The following is an 18989-nucleotide window of genomic DNA, read 5'->3' on the forward strand; positions in this document are numbered from 1 at the left end:
GTTATCAAATAAGGATGTTACAAACACTTATTAAAATCATATAAGGAGGGTTTGTATGCTGATTTTGACACGCAAAATTGGTGAGAGCTTGCTCATTGGCGATGATATTGAAGTTACTGTATTAAATGTACGTGGCAATCAAGTAAAAATTGGTGTGAGAGCGCCAAAAGATATTTCCGTTCATCGGAAAGAAATTTATCAACGAATCAAATCTCAACATGCCGAGCAGCCTGAGATTGAATAAGGAGATCCCTATGTCTAAATTAACTTGTTTTAAAGCCTATGATATTCGTGGTCGTTTAGGTGACGAATTAAATGTTGATATTGCATATCGCATTGGTCGTGCTTTTGGTCAATACTTAAAACCAAAAACAATTGTTGTAGGCGGCGATGTCCGCTTAACAAGTAAAGAGCTAAAAAGTGCGGTAACAAATGGTTTGTTAGATTCAGGCGTAAATGTGATCGATTTAGGCGAAGTGGGAACAGAGGAAGTTTATTTCGCAACGTCTTTCTTGAATACAGATGGTGGTATTGAAGTTACCGCAAGCCATAACCCAATGGACTACAATGGTATGAAATTAGTTCGCGAGGGATCTCGTCCAATTAGTTCTGAAACAGGTCTTGCTGATATTCAACGCTTAGCGGAAGAAAATAATTTCCCAGCCGTTACGCAACGCGGTACTTACAAACAACAATCTGTGATTGGCGAATATGTTGAACGTTTACTTTCCTATGTTAATTTGGACAACATTAAACCATTAAAATTAGTGATCAATTCGGGTAATGGTGCGGCAGGTCATGTTATTGATGCGATCGAAGCACAATTTAAAGCTCGTCGTGTGCCTGTGGAATTTATTAAAGTCCATAACAATCCAGATGGTACTTTCCCTCATGGTATCCCTAATCCAATTTTGCATGAGAACCGTCAAGACACCATTGATGCGGTGTTAGCGCATAAAGCAGATATGGGTATTGCGTTTGATGGTGACTTTGACCGCTGTTTCTTCTTTGATGAGAAAGGCGGATTTATTGAAGGCTATTATGTAGTTGGTTTATTGGGACAAGCATTTAGCCAAAAACAACAAGGTGCGAAAATTATTTACGATCCACGCTTAATTTGGAATACGATTAAATTAGTGGAAGGAAATGGCGGTGTACCTGTTATGTCTAAATCCGGTCACTCTTTCATTAAAGAAAAAATGCGTGAAGTGGATGCAGTATATGGTGGTGAAATGTCAGCACACCATTATTTCCGCGATTTCTACTATTGTGATAGTGGTATGATTCCATGGTTATTAGTGATGGAATTAGTGTGCACTTCCGGTAAAACATTAGGCGAATTAGTGAATGAAAGTATTGATACTTACCCATCACCAGGTGAAATCAATAGTAAATTAACGGATGCAAAAGCCTCTATTGCTCGTGTACGTGCAGCTTATGAGAAAGATGCAGTAGATGTGAATGAAATTGATGGTATCAGTATTGAATATCCAAATTGGCGCTTTAATTTACGTAGCTCTAATACAGAACCAGTCGTTCGTTTGAATCTTGAAACACGCGGTGATAAAGCGCTGATGAAAGAAAAAACCGATGAAATTTTAGCGTTATTACGCCAATAAAATAAGTATAAAACACACCGCACTTTATACAAAGTGCGGTCTTTTTTAAGGAAAAAGAAATGAAAGTTGTTATTCCTGTTGCGGGTTTAGGAACACGTATGTTGCCTGCAACCAAAGCGATTCCAAAAGAAATGCTAACTTTGGTTGATAAACCTTTAATTCAATATGTGGTAAATGAATGTATTAATGCAGGGGTGAAAGAAATTGTCCTTGTTACTCATTCATCAAAAAATGCGATCGAAAACCATTTTGATACTTCTTTTGAGCTGGAAACCATGCTAGAAAAGCGCGTTAAGCGTCAGCTTTTAGAAGAAGTACGTTCTATTTGCCCGAAAGATGTGACTATTATGCACGTTAGACAAGGTAATGCGAAAGGTTTAGGACATGCTGTATTATGCGCCTTGCCTGTGGTTGGTCGTGAGCCATTTGCTGTTGTTTTACCTGACGTGTTACTTGCTGATTTTACCGCAAACCAAAAAACAGAGAACTTAGCGGCGATGATTCAGCGTTTTAAACAAACTCAGGCAAGTCAGATTATGGTTGCAGCGGTCGATCCTAAAGATGTGAGTAGCTACGGGATTGCTGATTGTGATGGCGTAGATTTTAAAAATGGTGAGAGTGCTAAAATTGTTCGTATGGTAGAAAAACCAAGTGTAGAAGAAGCACCATCAAATCTTGCTGTTGTAGGGCGTTATGTATTCTCTGCAGCAATTTGGGATTTATTAGAGAAAACACCTGTTGGTGTTGGCGATGAGATCCAGCTAACAGATGCCATTGATATGCTTATTAATCAAGAAACAGTCGAAGCTTTCCAAATGACAGGCGAATCTTTTGACTGTGGAGATAAATTAGGCTATATGCAAGCCTTTGTTGAATATGGTTTGCAACATAATGTGTTAGGTAAAGAGTTTAAAGAATACTTGAAAAAGTTAGTCAAAACATTATAGTGATTGCTTAGCAATAAAAAAACCGCAATTCATTTGAACTGCGGTTTCTTTTTATGCAATTTTAAATCAAATAATTATGCTAATTGTTTGATACGAGCACTTAATTTTGATTTGTGGTTTGCAGCTTTGTTTGCGTGGATTAAGCCTTTAGATGCCATACGATCCACAACTTTTTGCATTTCAACGAATGCTGTTTCTGCTACTGCTTTATCACCTGCTGCGATTGCTGCGTAAACTTTTTTGATGAATGTACGCATCATTGAGCGTTGGCTTGCGTTATGTTGACGGCGTTTTTCAGATTGAATCGCACGTTTTTTTGCTGACTTGATATTAGCCAAGGTCAAACTCCTAAAAATCTGTGTTAATTAAACGAATTACCGATTATCGGCTCTACAAAATTTGTTGGTTTCGGTGAGACACAACCGAATGTTTCCACCGTTTTGGGTTTCGCTATAAGCCGTTAAGCGATCAAAATAACGATGTGGGCGAGATTTTATCAGTTTTTTTCATTAGAATATAGCTAAAATGTGAAATTTCTATAAAATTAAGCTAATTTTTTATACAGCGGACTTTTATTTTGAGTAAACGACTTTTAAAATCAGGCATTATTGTTAGTACAATGACCTTATTATCACGTATTTTAGGTTTGGTGCGTGATGTAGTGATAGCTAATATTATTGGGGCAGGAGCTGCCGCAGATGTATTTTTATTTGCCAACCGTATTCCCAATTTTTTGCGCCGATTATTTGCTGAAGGGGCATTTTCACAGGCGTTTGTTCCCGTTCTAGCTGAATATCAAAAATCAGGTGATTTAAGCAAAACGCAGCAATTTATTGCTAAAGTATCTGGCACATTGGGTGGTTTAGTAACTATAGTGACTTTGTTCGCTATGTTCTTTTCCCCTGTTGTTGCGGCGATTTTTGGTACTGGCTGGTTTATGGATTGGTTAAATGATGGACCCAACGCAGCCAAATTTGAACAAGCCTCTTTGCTACTCAAAATTACTTTCCCTTATTTGTGGTTTATCACCTTTGTTGCTCTATCTGGCGCTATTCTAAATACTTTAGGGAAATTTGGCGTCATGTCTTTCTCACCAGTATTGCTAAATATTGCGATGATTTCCACCGCACTTTTTTTAGCACCTCAATTAGAAAGCCCTGATTTAGCGTTAGCCATAGGTATTTTTATTGGTGGTTTACTGCAATTTTTATTCCAAATCCCTTTCTTAAAAAAAGCGGGTTTATTAGTCAAACCCAAATGGGCATGGAATGATCCGGGAGTGAAAAAAATCAGAACACTGATGATTCCCGCTTTATTTGGCGTATCCGTTAGCCAAATTAATTTATTGCTTGATACTTTTATTGCCAGTTTCTTAATGACAGGTTCAATTAGCTGGCTATATTATTCCGATCGTCTATTAGAATTTCCTCTCGGCTTATTCGGTATCGCTATTTCTACTGTAATTCTACCAACTTTGGCCAGACAGCATGTTAATCAAAGCGACAATCCACAAAGTGTCGTTGATTTTCGTCATACAATGGATTGGGGCGTGCGAATGATTTTATTGCTAGGCGTACCAGCAATGATCGGTATTGCGGTGCTTGCACAACCTATGTTACTCACCTTATTTATGCGTGGTGAGTTTACACTAACTGATGTAAAATCGGCTTCCTTATCATTGTGGGCGTTTAATACGGGTTTACTCAGTTTTATGCTGATTAAGATTTTGGCGAATGGTTACTATGCGCGCCAAGATACTAAAACGCCGGTAAAAATTGGTATTATCGCTATGATAAGCAATATGGGTTTTAACATTCTTGCTTATTGGTTCAGCTATGTTGGTTTGGCTATGGCATCAGTGATGTCGGCGACCCTAAATGCTTATTTGCTTTATCGCGGCTTGGTTAAAGATGATATCTATCATTTTAGCCGTCAAAGTGCGGTGTTTTTTGCGAAAGTTTTGCTAGCTGCGATTGTGATGGGAAGCTTAGTCTATTATTTCAGTCCAAACCTTGAACAATGGAATGCAATGGGTTTTATTAAACGTGTACATTGGTTAGTGTGGTTAATCAGCCTCGCTGCAATCAGCTATTTTTCAATGTTGGCGTTTACTGGAATTCGTAAGCGTCATTTGATAGTAGTTAATTGATCGGAGAATAATTTTATGGAACAGCTTTATTCACGTCTTAACCTTTATATTTATCGTTTTTTTACATATCTCTTTTATCCTTCTCTCATTATTTTATCTATGTTTAAACTTGAACATGATGGATGGATATTATCATTTATTTTTATAGTACATACTTACAGTTTATATAAAAAATTCAAATTTGCTTATTGGTGTAATTTTATTTTTATTTTGTTCTTAGTTGTTATATTAGCAATTATTTCTGGAGCTGCTTTTGGTTTAGGTAGTTGGAAATTTTCCAATCATTATCGATTGGATATAGTCGGTACTGCTGTTTTATTTTGGTTATTATATCAATGGAAAAATACAAAATTAATTTTTTACCCGATTGAGTTAGATAACATAGATTGGAATTCTCCTATTCCTAATGAACTGGGCTTGCCAAAAAAAAGGAAGTTTTCTATTTCCCCAAATATAGCGTTGATTAGTATTATATTGATTACAATAATTAGTATGTTTGTATATAACCACATCAAAGCAGATAGAGTTGATAATATAGACACTGTAATTGAACCATCTACAAATTCTCATAATGTAGAGTTAGATAAGTTTGTTATGACAAATGAGCAATTGCGTCAAACTATAAGTGACTTCGTTCATGAATCCTATAAAGTGAAAGATTTTTCTGAATTATCAAGATGGGTAAATAATTGCTACTCTAGATCTAATAATAAAAAGGGATGTTTTGATTTTGATATGTTAAGTTCTTTTATTAATTATTCTTTAGTAGAAACAGATCCGCAACATGAAAATGTTACATTTTTTAATTATCCAAATGTTATAAATAGAGCACTGCAATTTGTACCTGAGTTCCAAGGATTGAATGGAAATGTCATGGACGAGATTATTAGTAAAAATACAAAACTTTTTATTGAGAATTTGTATTTATTTGATGAAATGAGAGAAAAGCGAAGTAAACGAATTGCTCAAAAGAGTAAATATTATGATGGTTTAGCTAAATTCGAACAAAATGGTCTTTGGGGATTTATTGATAAAAAAGGAAATATAGTCATTACACCTCAATTCGCAAATGTAGGTCGTTTTTCAAGAGGAAGAGCCGCGGTGCAAATTGATAATGGTTTATGGGGATTTATTAATCAAACTGGGGAATATATTCTTCCTCCTCATTTTTGTAGTGTTGCTGCATTTAGTGAAAGTGATGGGCTGGCTGGAGTATATAGTGGAGGGTATATTTCGAATGGTAAATGTCTAGATGGAAAATGGGGGTTTATTGATTTGCAAGGGAATTGGGTAATTAGACCAGAATTAGATTATGCAGAAAGATTTATTAAAGGAAAAGCTAAAGTTACTTACAAAGGCTATACTGGATATATAGATAGAAATGGTAATTGGGTTAATTAAAAAATCAATTCTTTAATTTCAATAGACTGAGCACTTCATAATGACTCGTATGTGGAAACATATCAAACAGTTGAATCTTCTGCATACGATAGTCGGTCAGATATTGTAGATCATCGCCCATCGTTGTGGCATTACAACTGGAATATAAAATAAACTGCGGTTGTAATTGATTGAGAAACTCTGCTAGGGCCTTACCAATTCCCCTGCGAGGTGGGTTTACAATAACCAAATCGGGTTTGTTCTGTTGATGAAGCGCAAAATGTGCAGCATCCAAGGATTGAAATCTGACATTATTTAACCCTAATTTTTGCGCTGATAAATTGGCGGAATAAATAGCTGATGGGGAAATTTCAATGCCAGTTAATTCAATATGAGAATTTTGGGTTGATAATGCTTGTGCACAATGTAAGCCAAATCCTCCTACACCACAAAATAAATCCCACAATGAATGAATAGGCAAATCTTTCACCCATTGTTGTGCACTGGAATATAGGGCTTCAGCAACGCGAGGGTTAGTTTGGAAAAAGCCTTGTGGGCGAATAAATAGCGGAATTTGGTTAAACTGTTCTTCTAGTACAGTTTGCTCTGTCAAAAATATTTCTTTTTCACCTTCTAAAATGGCAGCGTGTTGTGGTTGAATGTTGGCAGTGACGACTTTCAATTGCGGTAATTTTGTCAATAATCCGGCTAATTCTCGTTGAATCAACGGGATTTTCTTTTCTGAGGCTAACACGAAACGCAATAGAAAATGCCCAGAATAACGGCTTTCTGTGAGCAGAATATATTTTAATTCACCTTTTTGTTTAATGATGTTGTAAGGTACCAAACCTGCACGAGCAATAAAATCTTTTAGCACAGGGAATAATGCGGAAAAAGTTGTGGGGTAAAGCGGACAATCGGTTAAATCAACGGCTTTATTATCCGCATTGACAATGCCTAAAATCGGGCGTTCAACACTGTTGCTGACCACCATTTTCGCTTTATTGCGGAAAGCGTGTTGTTCAGATTGAAAAGGCATCTGCCATTCAACTTCAGTTAAATCCAGTTCAGACAATTGTTGTTTTAAATGCTGTTGTTTTTCTTCAAGTTGTTGTGCGTAGTCTTTTTCTAACCAAGCACATGAACGACAGCGGCCATTTTGATAATGAGGGCAATGCATGTTAGCTCGCTTTTTTCTCTAGCCATTGTTCTTGCAATGCTGCCAAGGATTTATGATTATCCAACCAACGTTGTGTTTTGGTTAATTCGGACCAAGTGCAGTGCTGTTTTTTGAATAATGTTTGTAAACGCTGTTGGCGAGCAGCAAAGTGCGGTGGATTTTCAGCAAGTTTTAAATTATCCAATACTTGCTCAACCCCTTCAGGCTCATTACAGAGCAACAATAAATCACAACCTGCAGATAAAGCCTTTTCACAACGTGAAACAAAATCACCCATAAAACTTGCGCCTTTCATACCTAAATCATCGGAGAAAATCGCACCATTAAAGCCTAATTGTTGGCGTAAAATTTGTTGCAACCAGAATGTTGAACCACTGGCAGGTTGATCATGGCAATTCGTATAGATCACATGAGCTGGCATAATTGCATCAAGCAAATTTTGCTGGATTAATTGTTGGAAAGGCTGAATATCTTGCGCAAAAATCACCGCGCTTGGACGTTCATCATAAGGCGTTTCTAGGTGGCTATCTGCAATGACATGCCCATGACCCGGAAAATGTTTTCCCGTACTTGCCATTCCTACTTGTTTCATGCCTTTAATAAAAGCAGTGGCTAAACGAAGGGTATGTTGTAATTCGCAATGAAAGCTTCTATCACCAATAGCTTTACATTGGTGCCCCATATCAAGCACTGGAGCGAAACTTAAATCAATATCAAGTGCGGTCATTTCCGCGGCCATTTGCCAACCCGCTTGTTGAGCAAGTATTTCTTGCTGAAATGGATCATCATAAATTTCAGCGAAGGATTGCATAGCTGGTAGTGCAGTAAAGCCTTCGCGAAAACGCTGAACACGTCCTCCCTCTTGATCCACTGTTATTAATAAGGGTTTCTTGACGCGCTGGCGAACTTCTTTTATTAAGGCTTGAATTTGTTCGCGATCGTAAAAATTGCGACTAAAAAGAATTAATCCTGCAACCAAAGGGTGTTCAAGTAATTCAATTTCTTGCGATTCTAGTTGTTGACCCTTAAGGTCGATAAGCAAAGTTGACATTATTGTAATCTTAAATATAGACGATAATTTACACTTTCAGGTGTTGGACGAGTAAGCGAAATTGCCTGTTTTTGTAAAGGGGTTAATAATAGTGTTGCGCTATATTGATCCTGTGTTGTGCTGACAGGCTGAGTTACCCCATTTTCTGTATACCAAAATAAATCGTATTTAACGCCTAGATTTTGGCCGGTTTTATTTTTTATCCAAGCTGAATGACTTGATACCTCAGCCTCAATCAGCGGATGTAATTCCGCTGAAATATTGAGTATAGGTTGCTGAGTGTGCACTAAATTGGGTTTACTCGAACAAGCAGCCAGTAAAAGTGCGGTTAAAATTAAGGTAATTTTTTTCATCATCGTTATTTTGCTAACATTCTGCCTAATGGCTCGCCACCAACTAAATGCATATGAATATGGAAAACTTCTTGTCCGCCATGTTTGTTGCAATTCATAATTAAACGGTAACCGTCTTCGGCAATGCCTTCTTGTTTGGCAATTTTTGCTGCAACAGTGAAAAGGCGACCTAATATGGCTTCATCTTCTTGCGTCACATCATTAACGGTTGGAATAAGCTTGTTCGGAATGATTAAAATATGGGTTTTAGCTTGTGGTGCAATATCGCGAAATGCGGTGACCAAATCGTCTTGATATACAATATCCGCTGGAATTTCTTTACGAATGATTTTACTGAAAATAGTTTCTTCTGCCATAACAATATTCCTCAATATAAGATAGCCATCATTTTCCGCTTTTTTATCAGAAAATAGCTAAAATAGCAATTTAATCACTAACTTTTGACCCAGCTCAATTTTTTGGGCGTATTATATTAAAAATCTATTTGGCATTCAGTGGCGAGAGGATTATAATTAGAGACCTAAAAAAAGTTGTAAATTTTCAAAAAAATTTTAGTTTTACTCTGTCGTTTAGGGTGCTTAATTAATATAATTCATAAAAGGTACTAAACTATGAAAAACGAAGAAAATGTATCAACGGTAATGGCGACACCTGCTACCATGGCGGAAATTTGTTCATCAGCTGGTGCGTATAAAGCCAAAAAACATCAATTCTATTCTTTCCTATCTGCAATTACTGCCGGTGCATTAATTGCTCTAGCCTTTGTTTTCTATACTACTACTCAAACTGCCAGTGCAGGTGCTCCTTGGGGATTAACTAAATTAGTTGGGGGATTAGTTTTCTCTGTTGGGGTAATTATGGTTGTTATTTTGGGATGTGAATTATTTACATCATCAACCATGACCATGGTAGCAAAAGCAGAAGGAAAAATTTCTCTTTTCCAAATGCTTCGCAACTGGGTAGTTGTTTATTTTGGTAATTTTGTTGGAGCGTTATTTATTGTCATGTTGATCTGGTTTGCTGGTCAGACGATGGCAGCGAATGGTCAATGGGGTTTAACAATATTAAAAACCGCACAACATAAAATTCATCATGATACTTGGTATGAAGCATTCTGCTTAGGTATTTTGTGTAACATCATGGTGTGTTTAGCTGTATATATGACATATGCAGGTAAAACCTTAACGGATAAAATTTTAGTTCAGATTTTACCAATCGGCTTATTTGTATCAGCTGGTTTTGAACACAGTGTGGCGAATATGTTTATGATCCCAATGGGCATGGTTACCGCACATTTTAGTACCCCAGAGTTTTGGCAAGCACTAGGGATTAATCCAGAACAATATGCGGATTTGGATGTATATCACTTTGTAGTGAAAAATTTAATTCCAGTTACCCTTGGTAATATTGTCGGTGGCGGTGTTTGTGTTGCGTTAATGCAGTGGTATACTAATAGACCACATGATCATCATTAATAGTAACAAATACTGCTGAATTTTAGTTCAAAAGTGCGGTCAAAACTGTATGGGTTTTGACCGCACTTATAAACGTTTTTCTTTCAATTATTAGTACTAAAGGAAGTATTATGGCTCAATTAACTGAAGCGCAAAAAAAAGCATGGGAAGGTTTTAAACCTGGTGTTTGGCAAGAAGAAGTTAACTTACGTGACTTCATTCAAACAAACTACACCCCATATGAAGGCGACGAGTCTTTTTTAGCTGAAGTGACTCCTGCAACTCAAGCGTTGTGGGCTCAAGTGATGGAAGGCATCAAAATCGAAAATAAAACGCATGAGCCGTTAGATTTCGATACAGACAACCCATCAACAATTACTTCACACAAACCTGGTTACATCAATAAAGATCTTGAAAAGATTGTTGGTTTACAAACTGATGCGCCATTAAAACGCGCTATCATGCCATTTGGTGGTATCAAAATGGTTAAAGGGTCTTGTGAAGTTTATGGTCGTAAACTTGATCCACAAGTTGAACATATTTTTACTGAATATCGTAAAACGCATAACCAAGGTGTATTTGATGTTTACACCCCAGACATTTTACGCTGCCGCAAATCTGGCGTAATCACTGGTTTACCAGATGCTTATGGTCGTGGCCGTATTATCGGTGACTACCGTCGTTTAGCTGTATATGGCGCAGATTTCTTGATGGCAGATAAGAAAAAACAATTTGCTTCATTACAACCTCGCTTAGAAGCGGGTGAAGATATCCAAGCAACAATTCAATTACGTGAAGAAATTGCTGAACAACACCGCGCTTTAGGCAAAATGAAAGAAATGGCTGCATCTTATGGTTTTGATATTTCAAATCCAGCAACAAATGCACAAGAAGCGGTTCAATGGACCTATTTTGCGTATTTATCAGCGGTTAAATCTCAAAATGGTGCAGCTATGTCATTCGGTCGTGTATCTAGCTTCTTAGATATTTACATCGAACGTGACTTACAAAAAGGTGTTATCACTGAACAAGAAGCACAAGAATTAATTGACCACTTAGTAATGAAATTACGTATGGTTCGTTTCTTACGTACACCAGAATATGATCAATTATTCTCAGGCGACCCAATGTGGGCAACAGAAACCTTAGCGGGTATGGGTTTAGACGGTCGTACTTTAGTAACTAAAAACAGCTTCCGTATCTTACACACCCTTTACACAATGGGGCCATCACCAGAGCCAAACTTAACTATTTTATGGTCTGAACAATTACCTGAAGCATTCAAACGTTATTGTGCGAAAGTATCTATTGATACTTCATCAGTTCAATATGAAAACGATGACTTAATGCGCCCAGACTTCAATAATGATGACTACGCAATTGCTTGCTGCGTGAGCCCAATGATTGTAGGTAAAATGATGCAATTCTTCGGTGCACGTGCAAACTTAGCGAAAACATTATTATACGCAATCAACGGTGGTATTGATGAAAAATCAGGCTTACAAGTTGGTCCAAAAACAGATCTAATCAAAGACGAAGTATTAAGCTTTGACGATGTAATGCCTCGTTTAGATAATTTTATGGATTGGTTAGCAACTCAGTATGTTACTGCATTAAATATCATCCACTTTATGCATGATAAATACAGCTATGAAGCTGCGTTAATGGCATTCCATGATCGCGATGTTTATCGCACAATGGCTTGTGGTATCGCAGGTCTTTCTGTTGCGGCTGACTCATTATCTGCGATTAAATATGCGAAAGTAAAACCAATTCGTGGCGATATCAAAGATAAAGAAGGCAATGTTATTGCATCTAATGTTGCAATTGACTTCGAAATCGAAGGCGAATATCCACAATTCGGTAATAACGACCCACGTGTAGATGATATTGCGGTAGATTTAGTTGAACGTTTCATGAAGAAAATTCAAACTCACAAAACTTATCGTAATGCAGTACCTACACAATCAGTACTTACTATTACTTCTAACGTGGTTTATGGTAAGAAAACAGGTAATACTCCAGATGGTCGTCGTTCAGGTGCACCATTTGGACCAGGTGCTAACCCAATGCATGGTCGTGACCAAAAAGGTGCGGTAGCTTCATTAACCTCAGTTGCTAAATTGCCATTTGCTTATGCGAAAGACGGTATTTCTTATACCTTCTCAATCGTACCAAATGCGTTAGGTAAAGATTATGAAGCACAAAAACGTAACCTTGCGGGCTTAATGGATGGTTATTTCCACCACGAAGCAACAGTAGAAGGTGGTCAACACTTAAATGTTAACGTAATGAACCGCGAAATGTTACTAGACGCAATGGAAAATCCAGAGAAATATCCTCAATTAACCATTCGTGTATCTGGTTACGCAGTTCGTTTCAACTCTTTAACTAAAGAGCAACAACAAGACGTAATTACTCGTACCTTTACTCAAGCGATGTAATTAGTTTTCACTAATGAATTATCCACTCAACTGAAAAGTTGAGTGGATTTTTTATTATTTTTAATTAAAATGTCGACACATTTTTATAAAACAGATTTTATCTTAGATTAATATGCAGCTTATTCGTGGAATAAGACAAATTCCCTCAGACTTTCCTGCTTGTGCGCTAACGATTGGTAATTTTGATGGTGTCCATTTAGGTCATCAAGCTATTTTGCGCCATCTAACACAAAAGGCGAAAACGCTCAATTTGCCTACAGCGGTAATGATATTTGAGCCACAACCTCGAGAATATTTTCTGGGGGAAAAAGCGCCTGCTCGTTTAATGCGGTTACGTGATAAATTGCATTATTTACAGCAAGCCGGTGTAGATTATGTGATTTGCGCTAAATTTGACCGCACTTTTGCTGAACAAACAGCTCAGGCCTTTATTGATACCTTATTAGTTGAAAAATTAAAAGTGAAGTTTCTCAGTATTGGCGATGATTTTCATTTTGGCGCAATGAGGCAAGGTAATTTCGTCTTGTTGCAAGAGGTCGGCAATAAATATGGATTTGAGGTAGAAAATAACCGCACTTTTTGTCTAAATGAACTGCGTGTTAGTAGCACTGCGATTCGAGAAGCATTAGCCGACAATCAGTTGGCACAAGCACAGACTTTATTGGGGCGTCCTTATCGCATTTGGGGCAAAGTGATTCATGGTAAAAAATTGGGACGCACCATTGGTTTTCCCACTGCGAACATCCGCTTACAACGGCAAGTTACACCAATTAAAGGCGTGTATGCGGTACAAGTGATATTGAAAAATGGATTGTTAGTACAAGGCGTTGCGAATATAGGATTACGCCCAACAGTAAATGGTGTTCGTCAATTGTTGGAAGTGCATCTCTTTGATTTCAATCAGAATTTATATGGTGAAAATATTCAAGTTGAATTTTGCCATAAGCTAAGGGATGAAATGAAATTCCCTTCACTTGAGGCGCTTAAAGAACAAATTCAGCAAGATGAACGAGAAGCAAGGCAGTGGTTTGAGTCAGAAAAAACAAAAGTGCGGTGAAATTCACCGCACTTTTTGATTAGCAGAAGTGAGCGATTAATTTGGTCAACAAGTCTCTTGTTGGTTGAATAAATTCAGTGGACAGGTATTCATCTGGTTGATGAGCTTGTTCTATTGAACCCGGTCCAAGCACTAATGTTGGGCAAAGTTGTTGGATAAATGGTGCTTCTGTGCAGTAATTCACAATTTCACATTTCTCACCTAGTAATTTTTCGACCACTTGCACCACTTGGGCAGAATGTTCACATTCATAACCTGGAGTTGGTTCATGCAAATTTTGTAAACTCAATCGATCGCCATATTGTTCAAAGAGTGGGGCCAGTTTTTCACGTAACATATCATCCAAATCATTGACGGTCATCGCAGGCAAAGGACGTAAATCAAAATGTAATTCACAACAAGCACAAATACGATTGACCGCATCTCCTCCTTGAATTGAACCAAAATTCATGGTTGGATAAGGCACTTCAAAACCAGCATGATGATATTTTTGTTGTAATTCATTGCGCATTTCAATCAAATAACCTGTTGCTTGGTGCATGATATCAATGGCGTTAATGCCACGAGCAGGATCGCTTGAATGTCCACTTTTACCAATAATGCGCAGCCCTTTGGCTAAATGCCCTTTGTGCGCTCGTACAGGACGTAAGGAGGTCGGCTCGCCCACAATGGCACAATCAGGACGAATATGGCTATGTTGTACAAAAGTGCGAATGCCGAGCATAGAAGTTTCCTCATCTGCGGTAGCTAATATGCGCAATGGCTTAGTTAATTTAGTTAGGTCAATTTGTTGAATAGCATCCAATACAAAAGCAAAAAAGCCTTTCATATCCGCTGTACCAAGCCCATATAATTTTCCGTCTTTTTCGGTAAGTTTGAAGGGATTGAATTGCCAACGTCCTTCATCGAAAGGAACGGTGTCCGTATGCCCAGATAGCAATAATCCTCCTTCACCTTCACCATAAGTAGCAAGTAGATTATACTTATGCGTATTCTCAATGGGTAAAATATCCACTCGGAAACCTAAATCTTGCAACCAAGTCGCGAGCAATTCAATTAAAGCGCGGTTAGATTGATCTTCGTTTTGTGAGAGGCTACTAATCGTTGGTGAAGCGATGAGGTCAGCATACATATTAAGAAATGATGGAAATTTTTTCATTGCATTAACCTATAATGGTTGATTTTTAAATATTTATGCAGAATAATAGCATAAATAATCAATAGAATGGCTGTTTCTTATATTATACGGGATAAATCATGACACAAAAAGCAATCATTATTGGCGCAAGTGGTTATACTGGCGCAGAACTTGCACAAATTCTCACTCGCCATCCCCATTTTGACTTAGCCGGACTTTATGTGTCGAGCCAAAGCCAAGATGCGCATAAACCGATTTCTCATTTATATCCTCAGCTGCGTTCAATTTGTGATCTTGTGTTACAGCCTTTGCCTGAGCAATTAGAAAACTTAGCGATTCAGACGGATATGGTATTTTTAGCTACTGCACATGAAGTCAGCCATAATATTGCACCTATTTTCTTGCAAAATGGCTGCCAAGTCTTTGATTTATCAGGTGCATTCCGCGTAAATAACCCAGAGTTTTATCAGCAATTCTATGGCTTTGAACATAAATATCCTGAATTATTAGCGCAAGCAGTTTATGGGTTAGCGGAATGGAATTATAAACAAATTGAAGAAACGGATTTGGTTGCTGTGGCGGGGTGTTATCCGACGGTTTCTCAACTTTGCCTCAAACCTCTGATTGAAAATCATTTATTAGAGTTAACACATTTGCCTGTTATTAATGCGGTGAGTGGTGTTAGTGGCGCGGGGCGTAAGGCTTCTTTAACTAGCAGTTTCTGTGAGGTGAGCTTAAATGCTTATGGCGTATTTAATCATCGTCATCAACCTGAAATAGCCACACATTTAGGAACGGAAGTGATTTTTACACCGCACTTAGGGAATTTCAAACGTGGCATTCTCGCGACCATTACAGCTAAATTAAAAGCGGGCGTAACAGATGAACAAATCAAATCGGCTTATCAACAATATTATAATCATCGCCCATTAGTGCGTTTATATGAGCAGGGTTTACCTAGCATTAAAGCGGTTGAATTCACGCCTTATTGCGATATTGGTTTTGCAACCCAAAATGGTCACATTATTATTGTGGGCGCAGAGGACAATTTATTAAAAGGGGCGGCAGCGCAAGCAGTCCAATGTGCTAATATTCGTTTTGGTTACCCTGAAGCCTTGGCATTAATATAAGGAAAATAAGATGAAACCTTTAGTGATAAAACTTGGTGGTGTATTGCTCGATACACCTGTTGCAATGGAAAATTTATTCACTGCTTTAGCTAATTATGCGAAAGATTTTGCTCGTCCACTGCTTATTGTTCATGGTGGTGGCTGCCTAGTGGATGATTTAATGAAACGCTTAAATCTACCAGTGCAAAAGAAAAATGGATTGCGCGTTACACCAAGTGATCAAATCGACATTATTGTTGGTGCCTTAGCGGGAACCGCGAACAAAACTTTGGTCGCGCAGGCTGCAAAATTTAACCTCAATCCTGTGGGGCTTTGCTTAGCCGATGGTAACATGACCAAAGCCTCTCAATTAGACGAAGAATTAGGTCATGTGGCGAACGTTGTGCCAAATGATCCTACTTTATTAGACAATTTACTCGCTGGCGCATTTTTACCGATCATTACCTCCATTGCTGTTGATGAACAAGGTCGATTGATGAATGTTAATGCAGATCAAGCCGCAACTGCGATTGCTGCATTGATTGGTGCTGATTTAGTTATGCTTTCTGATGTAAATGGCGTGCTTGATGGCAATAAACAACTTATTCCGCAATTAAATGCCGCACAAATTGAGCAGTTAATCGCAGATAAAGTGATTACTGATGGTATGATTGTTAAAGTGAATGCCGCATTGGAAGCAGCAAAAATGCTTAATAGTGGGGTTGATATTGCTAATTGGAAATATCCTGAAAAACTCACCGCACTTTTTGCAGGCGAAATCATTGGTACCCGAATTACACCTTAACTTCGCTTTCACCTAATTAAATAACTTAAAATATAAAAGGAATAACATATGGCTCTATGGGGCGGTCGTTTTACCCAAGCGGCAGATAAACGTTTTAAAGATTTTAATGATTCACTACGTTTTGATTATCGTTTAGCAGAACAAGATATTGAAGGCTCGATTGGTTGGTCAAAGGCTTTAGTCACCGTAAATGTGCTGAGCCAAGAGGAACAACAACAATTAGAGAAAGCGCTCAATGAATTATTAATCGAAGTGCGGTCAAATCCACAAGCGATTTTGCAAGATGACGCGGAAGATATTCATAGCTGGGTTGAAAGTAAGTTAATTGATAAAGTGGGCAATCTTGGTAAAAAATTGCACACAGGTCGTAGCCGAAATGACCAAGTTGCACTTGATATCAAAATGTGGTGCAAACAGCAAGTGATTGATTTGAAATATGCTATTCGTGAATTTCAAGCCAAATTAGTGCAAACAGCTGAGCAGAATCAACATGCAGTTATGCCAGGATATACGCATTTACAACGTGCACAACCCATTAGTTTTGCTCATTGGTGCATGGCTTATGTGGAAATGTTAGAACGTGATTATTCTCGTTTAACAGATGCTTATAACCGAATGAATACTTGTCCATTGGGGAGTGGTGCCTTAGCAGGGACGGCTTATCCGATTGATCGTGAATTATTAGCAAAAGACTTAGGTTTTAGTAGCGCGACACGTAACAGTTTAGATAGCGTATCTGATCGCGATCATATTATTGAATTACTTTCCGCAGCGTCTTTAAGTATGGCGCACCTTTCGCGTTTTGCAGAAGATATGATTATTTTTAACAGCGGGGAAGCAGATTTTGTCGAATTATCTGATCGTGTTACTTCAGGCTCTTCATTAATGCCACAGAAGAAAAACCCCGATGCATGTGAACTCATTCGTGGTAAAACAGGGCGTGTAATCGGCTCGTTAATGGGTATGTTAACCACAGTAAAAGGCTTGCCTCTCGCTTACAACAAAGATATGCAAGAGGATAAAGAAGGCATTTTTGATGCCTTAGACACTTGGCATGATTGTTTAGGCATGGCTGTTTTTGTACTTGAAGATATCAAAGTGAATGTAGAACGTACACGCGAAGCAGCATTAAAAGGCTATTCAAATGCAACAGAATTAGCCGATTACTTAGTGGCGAAAGGCGTACCATTCCGCGATTCACACCATATTGTTGGTGAAACAGTGGTATATGCAATCAAAGTACAAAAAGGTTTAGAAGATCTCAGTGTTGCCGAATTCCGTCAATTCAGCGATGTAGTTGATGAAGATGTTTACGACATTCTCTCATTACAATCTTGTCTTGATAAACGTTGTGCAAAAGGTGGTGTCTCTCCAATTCGTGTTGCCGAAGCCATTGCGGAAGCAAAAGAGAGAGTTCAAATCTAATTTTCTTTATCAAAGCCCTAATCTTGCGATTGGGGCTTTTAAAACTCATTTATTTTTAACCGCACTTTTTATTTCATTTATCCGAAATCCTACACAGTAGTCATGATTTCCGCTATACTGGCTAAAATTTTTGTAAGGACTTTATTATGCTAAAAATTGCGAGAATTATTGTTGTTGTGCTTTGTTGTATTTTGATTTGTTTATTAGGCACAATTTATTCGCTTATTCATTTTAGAAACCCGAATAATGTCAGTGTAGTCGCGCGTTGGTTTGGACGTTTATATCCTTTGTTTGGCTTAAAAGTGGAACATCGTTTTCCTGATAACGTGGAGGAATTTGGGCGTTGTATTTACATCGGCAATCACCAAAATAATTATGATATGGTGACCATCGCTTATATGATGAGACCTCGAACTGTTAGTGTGGGCAAAAAAAGCCTGATTTGGATTCCCTTTTTTGGTTTAGTGTATTGGGCAACGGGGAATATTCTTTTAGATCGAGATAATCGTAATAAAGCGCATAATACAATGGGCGAATTGGCTCGTCGTATCAATGAAGATGATTTATCCGTTTGGATGTTCCCTGAAGGTACTCGTAGTCGCGGTCGAGGTTTACTACCATTTAAAACGGGTGCATTTCACGCAGCTTTAGCAGCAGATGTGCCTATTGTGCCTGTGGTTTGTTCGACGACACAAGGAAAAATTGATCTTAATCGTTGGGATAATGGCAAGGTGATTTGCGAAATGTTGCCGCCTATTGATAGTCGTCAATTTAGCAAAGAAAATGTACGTGAATTTGCCGGCTATTGCCATCAGATTATGCTACAACGTATTAATGAATTAGATCAAGAAATTGCGCAATCACAGCAGAGTTAATCT

The 18989-nt window shown here is 38.0% G+C and carries 18 protein-coding genes; 12 read left to right on the forward strand and 6 right to left on the reverse strand.

Annotation, left to right across the window (positions count from 1 at the left end; all coding sequences use genetic code 11):
- The first annotated feature begins 55 nt into the window (after positions 1-55).
- Genes csrA through galU form a run of 3 tightly spaced genes read left to right on the forward strand, consistent with a single transcriptional unit; the run spans position 56 to position 2566 of the window.
- Entirely contained in the window at positions 56-244 is a 189-nt protein-coding gene (gene csrA, locus ACT2CV_RS04380) for a carbon storage regulator CsrA (RefSeq protein ID WP_464973577.1), read from the forward strand.
- A 10-nt stretch (positions 245-254) separates the two neighbouring features.
- On the forward strand, positions 255-1619 hold the full coding sequence (locus ACT2CV_RS04385; protein WP_464973578.1) for a phosphohexomutase domain-containing protein: 1365 nt from the start codon (positions 255-257) through the stop codon (positions 1617-1619).
- A gap of 59 nt (positions 1620-1678) precedes the next feature.
- Positions 1679-2566 carry a UTP--glucose-1-phosphate uridylyltransferase GalU gene (gene galU / locus ACT2CV_RS04390; RefSeq protein ID WP_464973579.1) on the forward strand — a complete coding sequence of 296 codons (888 nt, stop codon included), beginning with the start codon at positions 1679-1681 and terminating at the stop codon, positions 2564-2566.
- A 74-nt stretch (positions 2567-2640) separates the two neighbouring features.
- Here galU and rpsT read toward each other — a convergent pair whose 3' ends face one another.
- Positions 2641-2904, reverse strand: coding sequence for a 30S ribosomal protein S20 (gene rpsT / locus ACT2CV_RS04395; RefSeq protein ID WP_464973580.1), 264 nt, complete (start codon positions 2902-2904; stop codon positions 2641-2643).
- Between the two features lie 239 nt (positions 2905-3143).
- Between rpsT and murJ the strand changes: the two genes are divergently transcribed.
- Complete coding sequence (gene murJ / locus ACT2CV_RS04400) at positions 3144-4715, forward strand: murein biosynthesis integral membrane protein MurJ (protein WP_464973581.1); 1572 nt, start codon at positions 3144-3146, stop codon at positions 4713-4715.
- A gap of 15 nt (positions 4716-4730) precedes the next feature.
- Positions 4731-6116, forward strand: coding sequence for a WG repeat-containing protein (locus tag ACT2CV_RS04405; RefSeq protein ID WP_464973582.1), 1386 nt, complete (start codon positions 4731-4733; stop codon positions 6114-6116).
- Positions 6117-6120: 4 nt separating this feature from the next.
- On the opposite strand, the gene rlmC is transcribed toward ACT2CV_RS04405, so the two are convergent.
- Genes rlmC through hinT form a run of 4 tightly spaced genes read right to left on the reverse strand, consistent with a single transcriptional unit; the run spans position 6121 to position 9035 of the window.
- The gene (rlmC, locus tag ACT2CV_RS04410) at positions 6121-7275 is read right to left on the reverse strand and encodes a 23S rRNA (uracil(747)-C(5))-methyltransferase RlmC (protein WP_464973583.1); all 1155 of its coding nucleotides are present in this window, start codon (positions 7273-7275) and stop codon (positions 6121-6123) included.
- 1 nt (position 7276) lies between these two features.
- A complete protein-coding gene (gene nagZ / locus ACT2CV_RS04415) occupies positions 7277-8326 on the reverse strand; it encodes a beta-N-acetylhexosaminidase (RefSeq protein ID WP_464973584.1) in 1050 nt (349 codons plus the stop codon).
- The gene (locus ACT2CV_RS04420) at positions 8326-8682 is read right to left on the reverse strand and encodes a putative periplasmic lipoprotein (protein ID WP_464973585.1); all 357 of its coding nucleotides are present in this window, start codon (positions 8680-8682) and stop codon (positions 8326-8328) included. Before ACT2CV_RS04420 ends, nagZ begins: the two co-directional genes overlap by 1 nt.
- A 2-nt stretch (positions 8683-8684) precedes the next feature.
- The gene (gene hinT / locus ACT2CV_RS04425) at positions 8685-9035 is read right to left on the reverse strand and encodes a purine nucleoside phosphoramidase (protein WP_464973586.1); all 351 of its coding nucleotides are present in this window, start codon (positions 9033-9035) and stop codon (positions 8685-8687) included.
- Between the two features lie 255 nt (positions 9036-9290).
- Between hinT and focA the strand changes: the two genes are divergently transcribed.
- The 3 genes from focA (at position 9291) to ribF (ending at position 13634) form a co-directional block, all read left to right on the forward strand.
- Positions 9291-10154, forward strand: a complete 864-nt coding sequence (gene focA, locus ACT2CV_RS04430; RefSeq protein ID WP_464973587.1) for a formate transporter FocA — start codon at positions 9291-9293, stop codon at positions 10152-10154.
- Between the two features lie 110 nt (positions 10155-10264).
- The gene (gene pflB / locus ACT2CV_RS04435; RefSeq protein WP_464973588.1) at positions 10265-12577 is read left to right on the forward strand and encodes a formate C-acetyltransferase; all 2313 of its coding nucleotides are present in this window, start codon (positions 10265-10267) and stop codon (positions 12575-12577) included.
- Positions 12578-12689: 112 nt separating this feature from the next.
- Positions 12690-13634: a bifunctional riboflavin kinase/FAD synthetase gene (ribF, locus tag ACT2CV_RS04440; RefSeq protein WP_464973589.1), complete on the forward strand. Its 945-nt coding sequence runs from the start codon at positions 12690-12692 to the stop codon at positions 13632-13634.
- 19 nt (positions 13635-13653) lie between these two features.
- Here the strand turns inward: ribF and argE are convergent, their stop codons facing one another.
- Complete coding sequence (gene argE, locus ACT2CV_RS04445; protein ID WP_464973590.1) at positions 13654-14793, reverse strand: acetylornithine deacetylase; 1140 nt, start codon at positions 14791-14793, stop codon at positions 13654-13656.
- A 98-nt stretch (positions 14794-14891) separates the two neighbouring features.
- On the opposite strand from argE, the gene argC reads away from it, so the two are divergent.
- The 4 genes from argC (at position 14892) to ACT2CV_RS04465 (ending at position 18986) form a co-directional block, all read left to right on the forward strand.
- Positions 14892-15902, forward strand: a complete 1011-nt coding sequence (gene argC / locus ACT2CV_RS04450) for an N-acetyl-gamma-glutamyl-phosphate reductase (RefSeq protein ID WP_464973591.1) — start codon at positions 14892-14894, stop codon at positions 15900-15902.
- Positions 15903-15912: 10 nt separating this feature from the next.
- Positions 15913-16686, forward strand: a complete 774-nt coding sequence (gene argB, locus ACT2CV_RS04455) for an acetylglutamate kinase (protein ID WP_464973592.1) — start codon at positions 15913-15915, stop codon at positions 16684-16686.
- Between the two features lie 48 nt (positions 16687-16734).
- A complete protein-coding gene (gene argH, locus ACT2CV_RS04460; protein ID WP_464973593.1) occupies positions 16735-18111 on the forward strand; it encodes an argininosuccinate lyase in 1377 nt (458 codons plus the stop codon).
- 146 nt (positions 18112-18257) lie between these two features.
- Positions 18258-18986, forward strand: a complete 729-nt coding sequence (locus ACT2CV_RS04465) for a 1-acylglycerol-3-phosphate O-acyltransferase (protein ID WP_464973594.1) — start codon at positions 18258-18260, stop codon at positions 18984-18986.
- Positions 18987-18989 lie beyond the last annotated feature (3 nt).

The sequence above is a fragment of the Reella acinonychis genome, from assembly GCF_052384575.1.
Taxonomy (GTDB): domain Bacteria; phylum Pseudomonadota; class Gammaproteobacteria; order Enterobacterales; family Pasteurellaceae; genus JBQSUQ01.

Bases quoted from the DNA above. Each gene is read 5' to 3' on its own strand.
- ribF (WP_464973589.1), top strand. From the start codon at position 12,690: ATGCAGCTTATTCGTGGAATAAGACAAATTCCCTCAGACTTTCCTGCT.
- ACT2CV_RS04385 (WP_464973578.1), top strand. From the start codon at position 255: ATGTCTAAATTAACTTGTTTTAAAGCCTATGATATTCGTGGTCGTTTA.
- pflB (WP_464973588.1), top strand. From the start codon at position 10,265: ATGGCTCAATTAACTGAAGCGCAAAAAAAAGCATGGGAAGGTTTTAAA.
- ACT2CV_RS04465 (WP_464973594.1), top strand. From the start codon at position 18,258: ATGCTAAAAATTGCGAGAATTATTGTTGTTGTGCTTTGTTGTATTTTG.
- argC (WP_464973591.1), top strand. From the start codon at position 14,892: ATGACACAAAAAGCAATCATTATTGGCGCAAGTGGTTATACTGGCGCA.
- argE (WP_464973590.1), bottom strand. From the start codon at position 14,793: ATGAAAAAATTTCCATCATTTCTTAATATGTATGCTGACCTCATCGCT.
- galU (WP_464973579.1), top strand. From the start codon at position 1,679: ATGAAAGTTGTTATTCCTGTTGCGGGTTTAGGAACACGTATGTTGCCT.
- hinT (WP_464973586.1), bottom strand. From the start codon at position 9,035: ATGGCAGAAGAAACTATTTTCAGTAAAATCATTCGTAAAGAAATTCCA.
- focA (WP_464973587.1), top strand. From the start codon at position 9,291: ATGAAAAACGAAGAAAATGTATCAACGGTAATGGCGACACCTGCTACC.
- argH (WP_464973593.1), top strand. From the start codon at position 16,735: ATGGCTCTATGGGGCGGTCGTTTTACCCAAGCGGCAGATAAACGTTTT.
- nagZ (WP_464973584.1), bottom strand. From the start codon at position 8,326: ATGTCAACTTTGCTTATCGACCTTAAGGGTCAACAACTAGAATCGCAA.
- rlmC (WP_464973583.1), bottom strand. From the start codon at position 7,275: ATGCATTGCCCTCATTATCAAAATGGCCGCTGTCGTTCATGTGCTTGG.
- csrA (WP_464973577.1), top strand. From the start codon at position 56: ATGCTGATTTTGACACGCAAAATTGGTGAGAGCTTGCTCATTGGCGAT.
- ACT2CV_RS04405 (WP_464973582.1), top strand. From the start codon at position 4,731: ATGGAACAGCTTTATTCACGTCTTAACCTTTATATTTATCGTTTTTTT.
- argB (WP_464973592.1), top strand. From the start codon at position 15,913: ATGAAACCTTTAGTGATAAAACTTGGTGGTGTATTGCTCGATACACCT.
- ACT2CV_RS04420 (WP_464973585.1), bottom strand. From the start codon at position 8,682: ATGATGAAAAAAATTACCTTAATTTTAACCGCACTTTTACTGGCTGCT.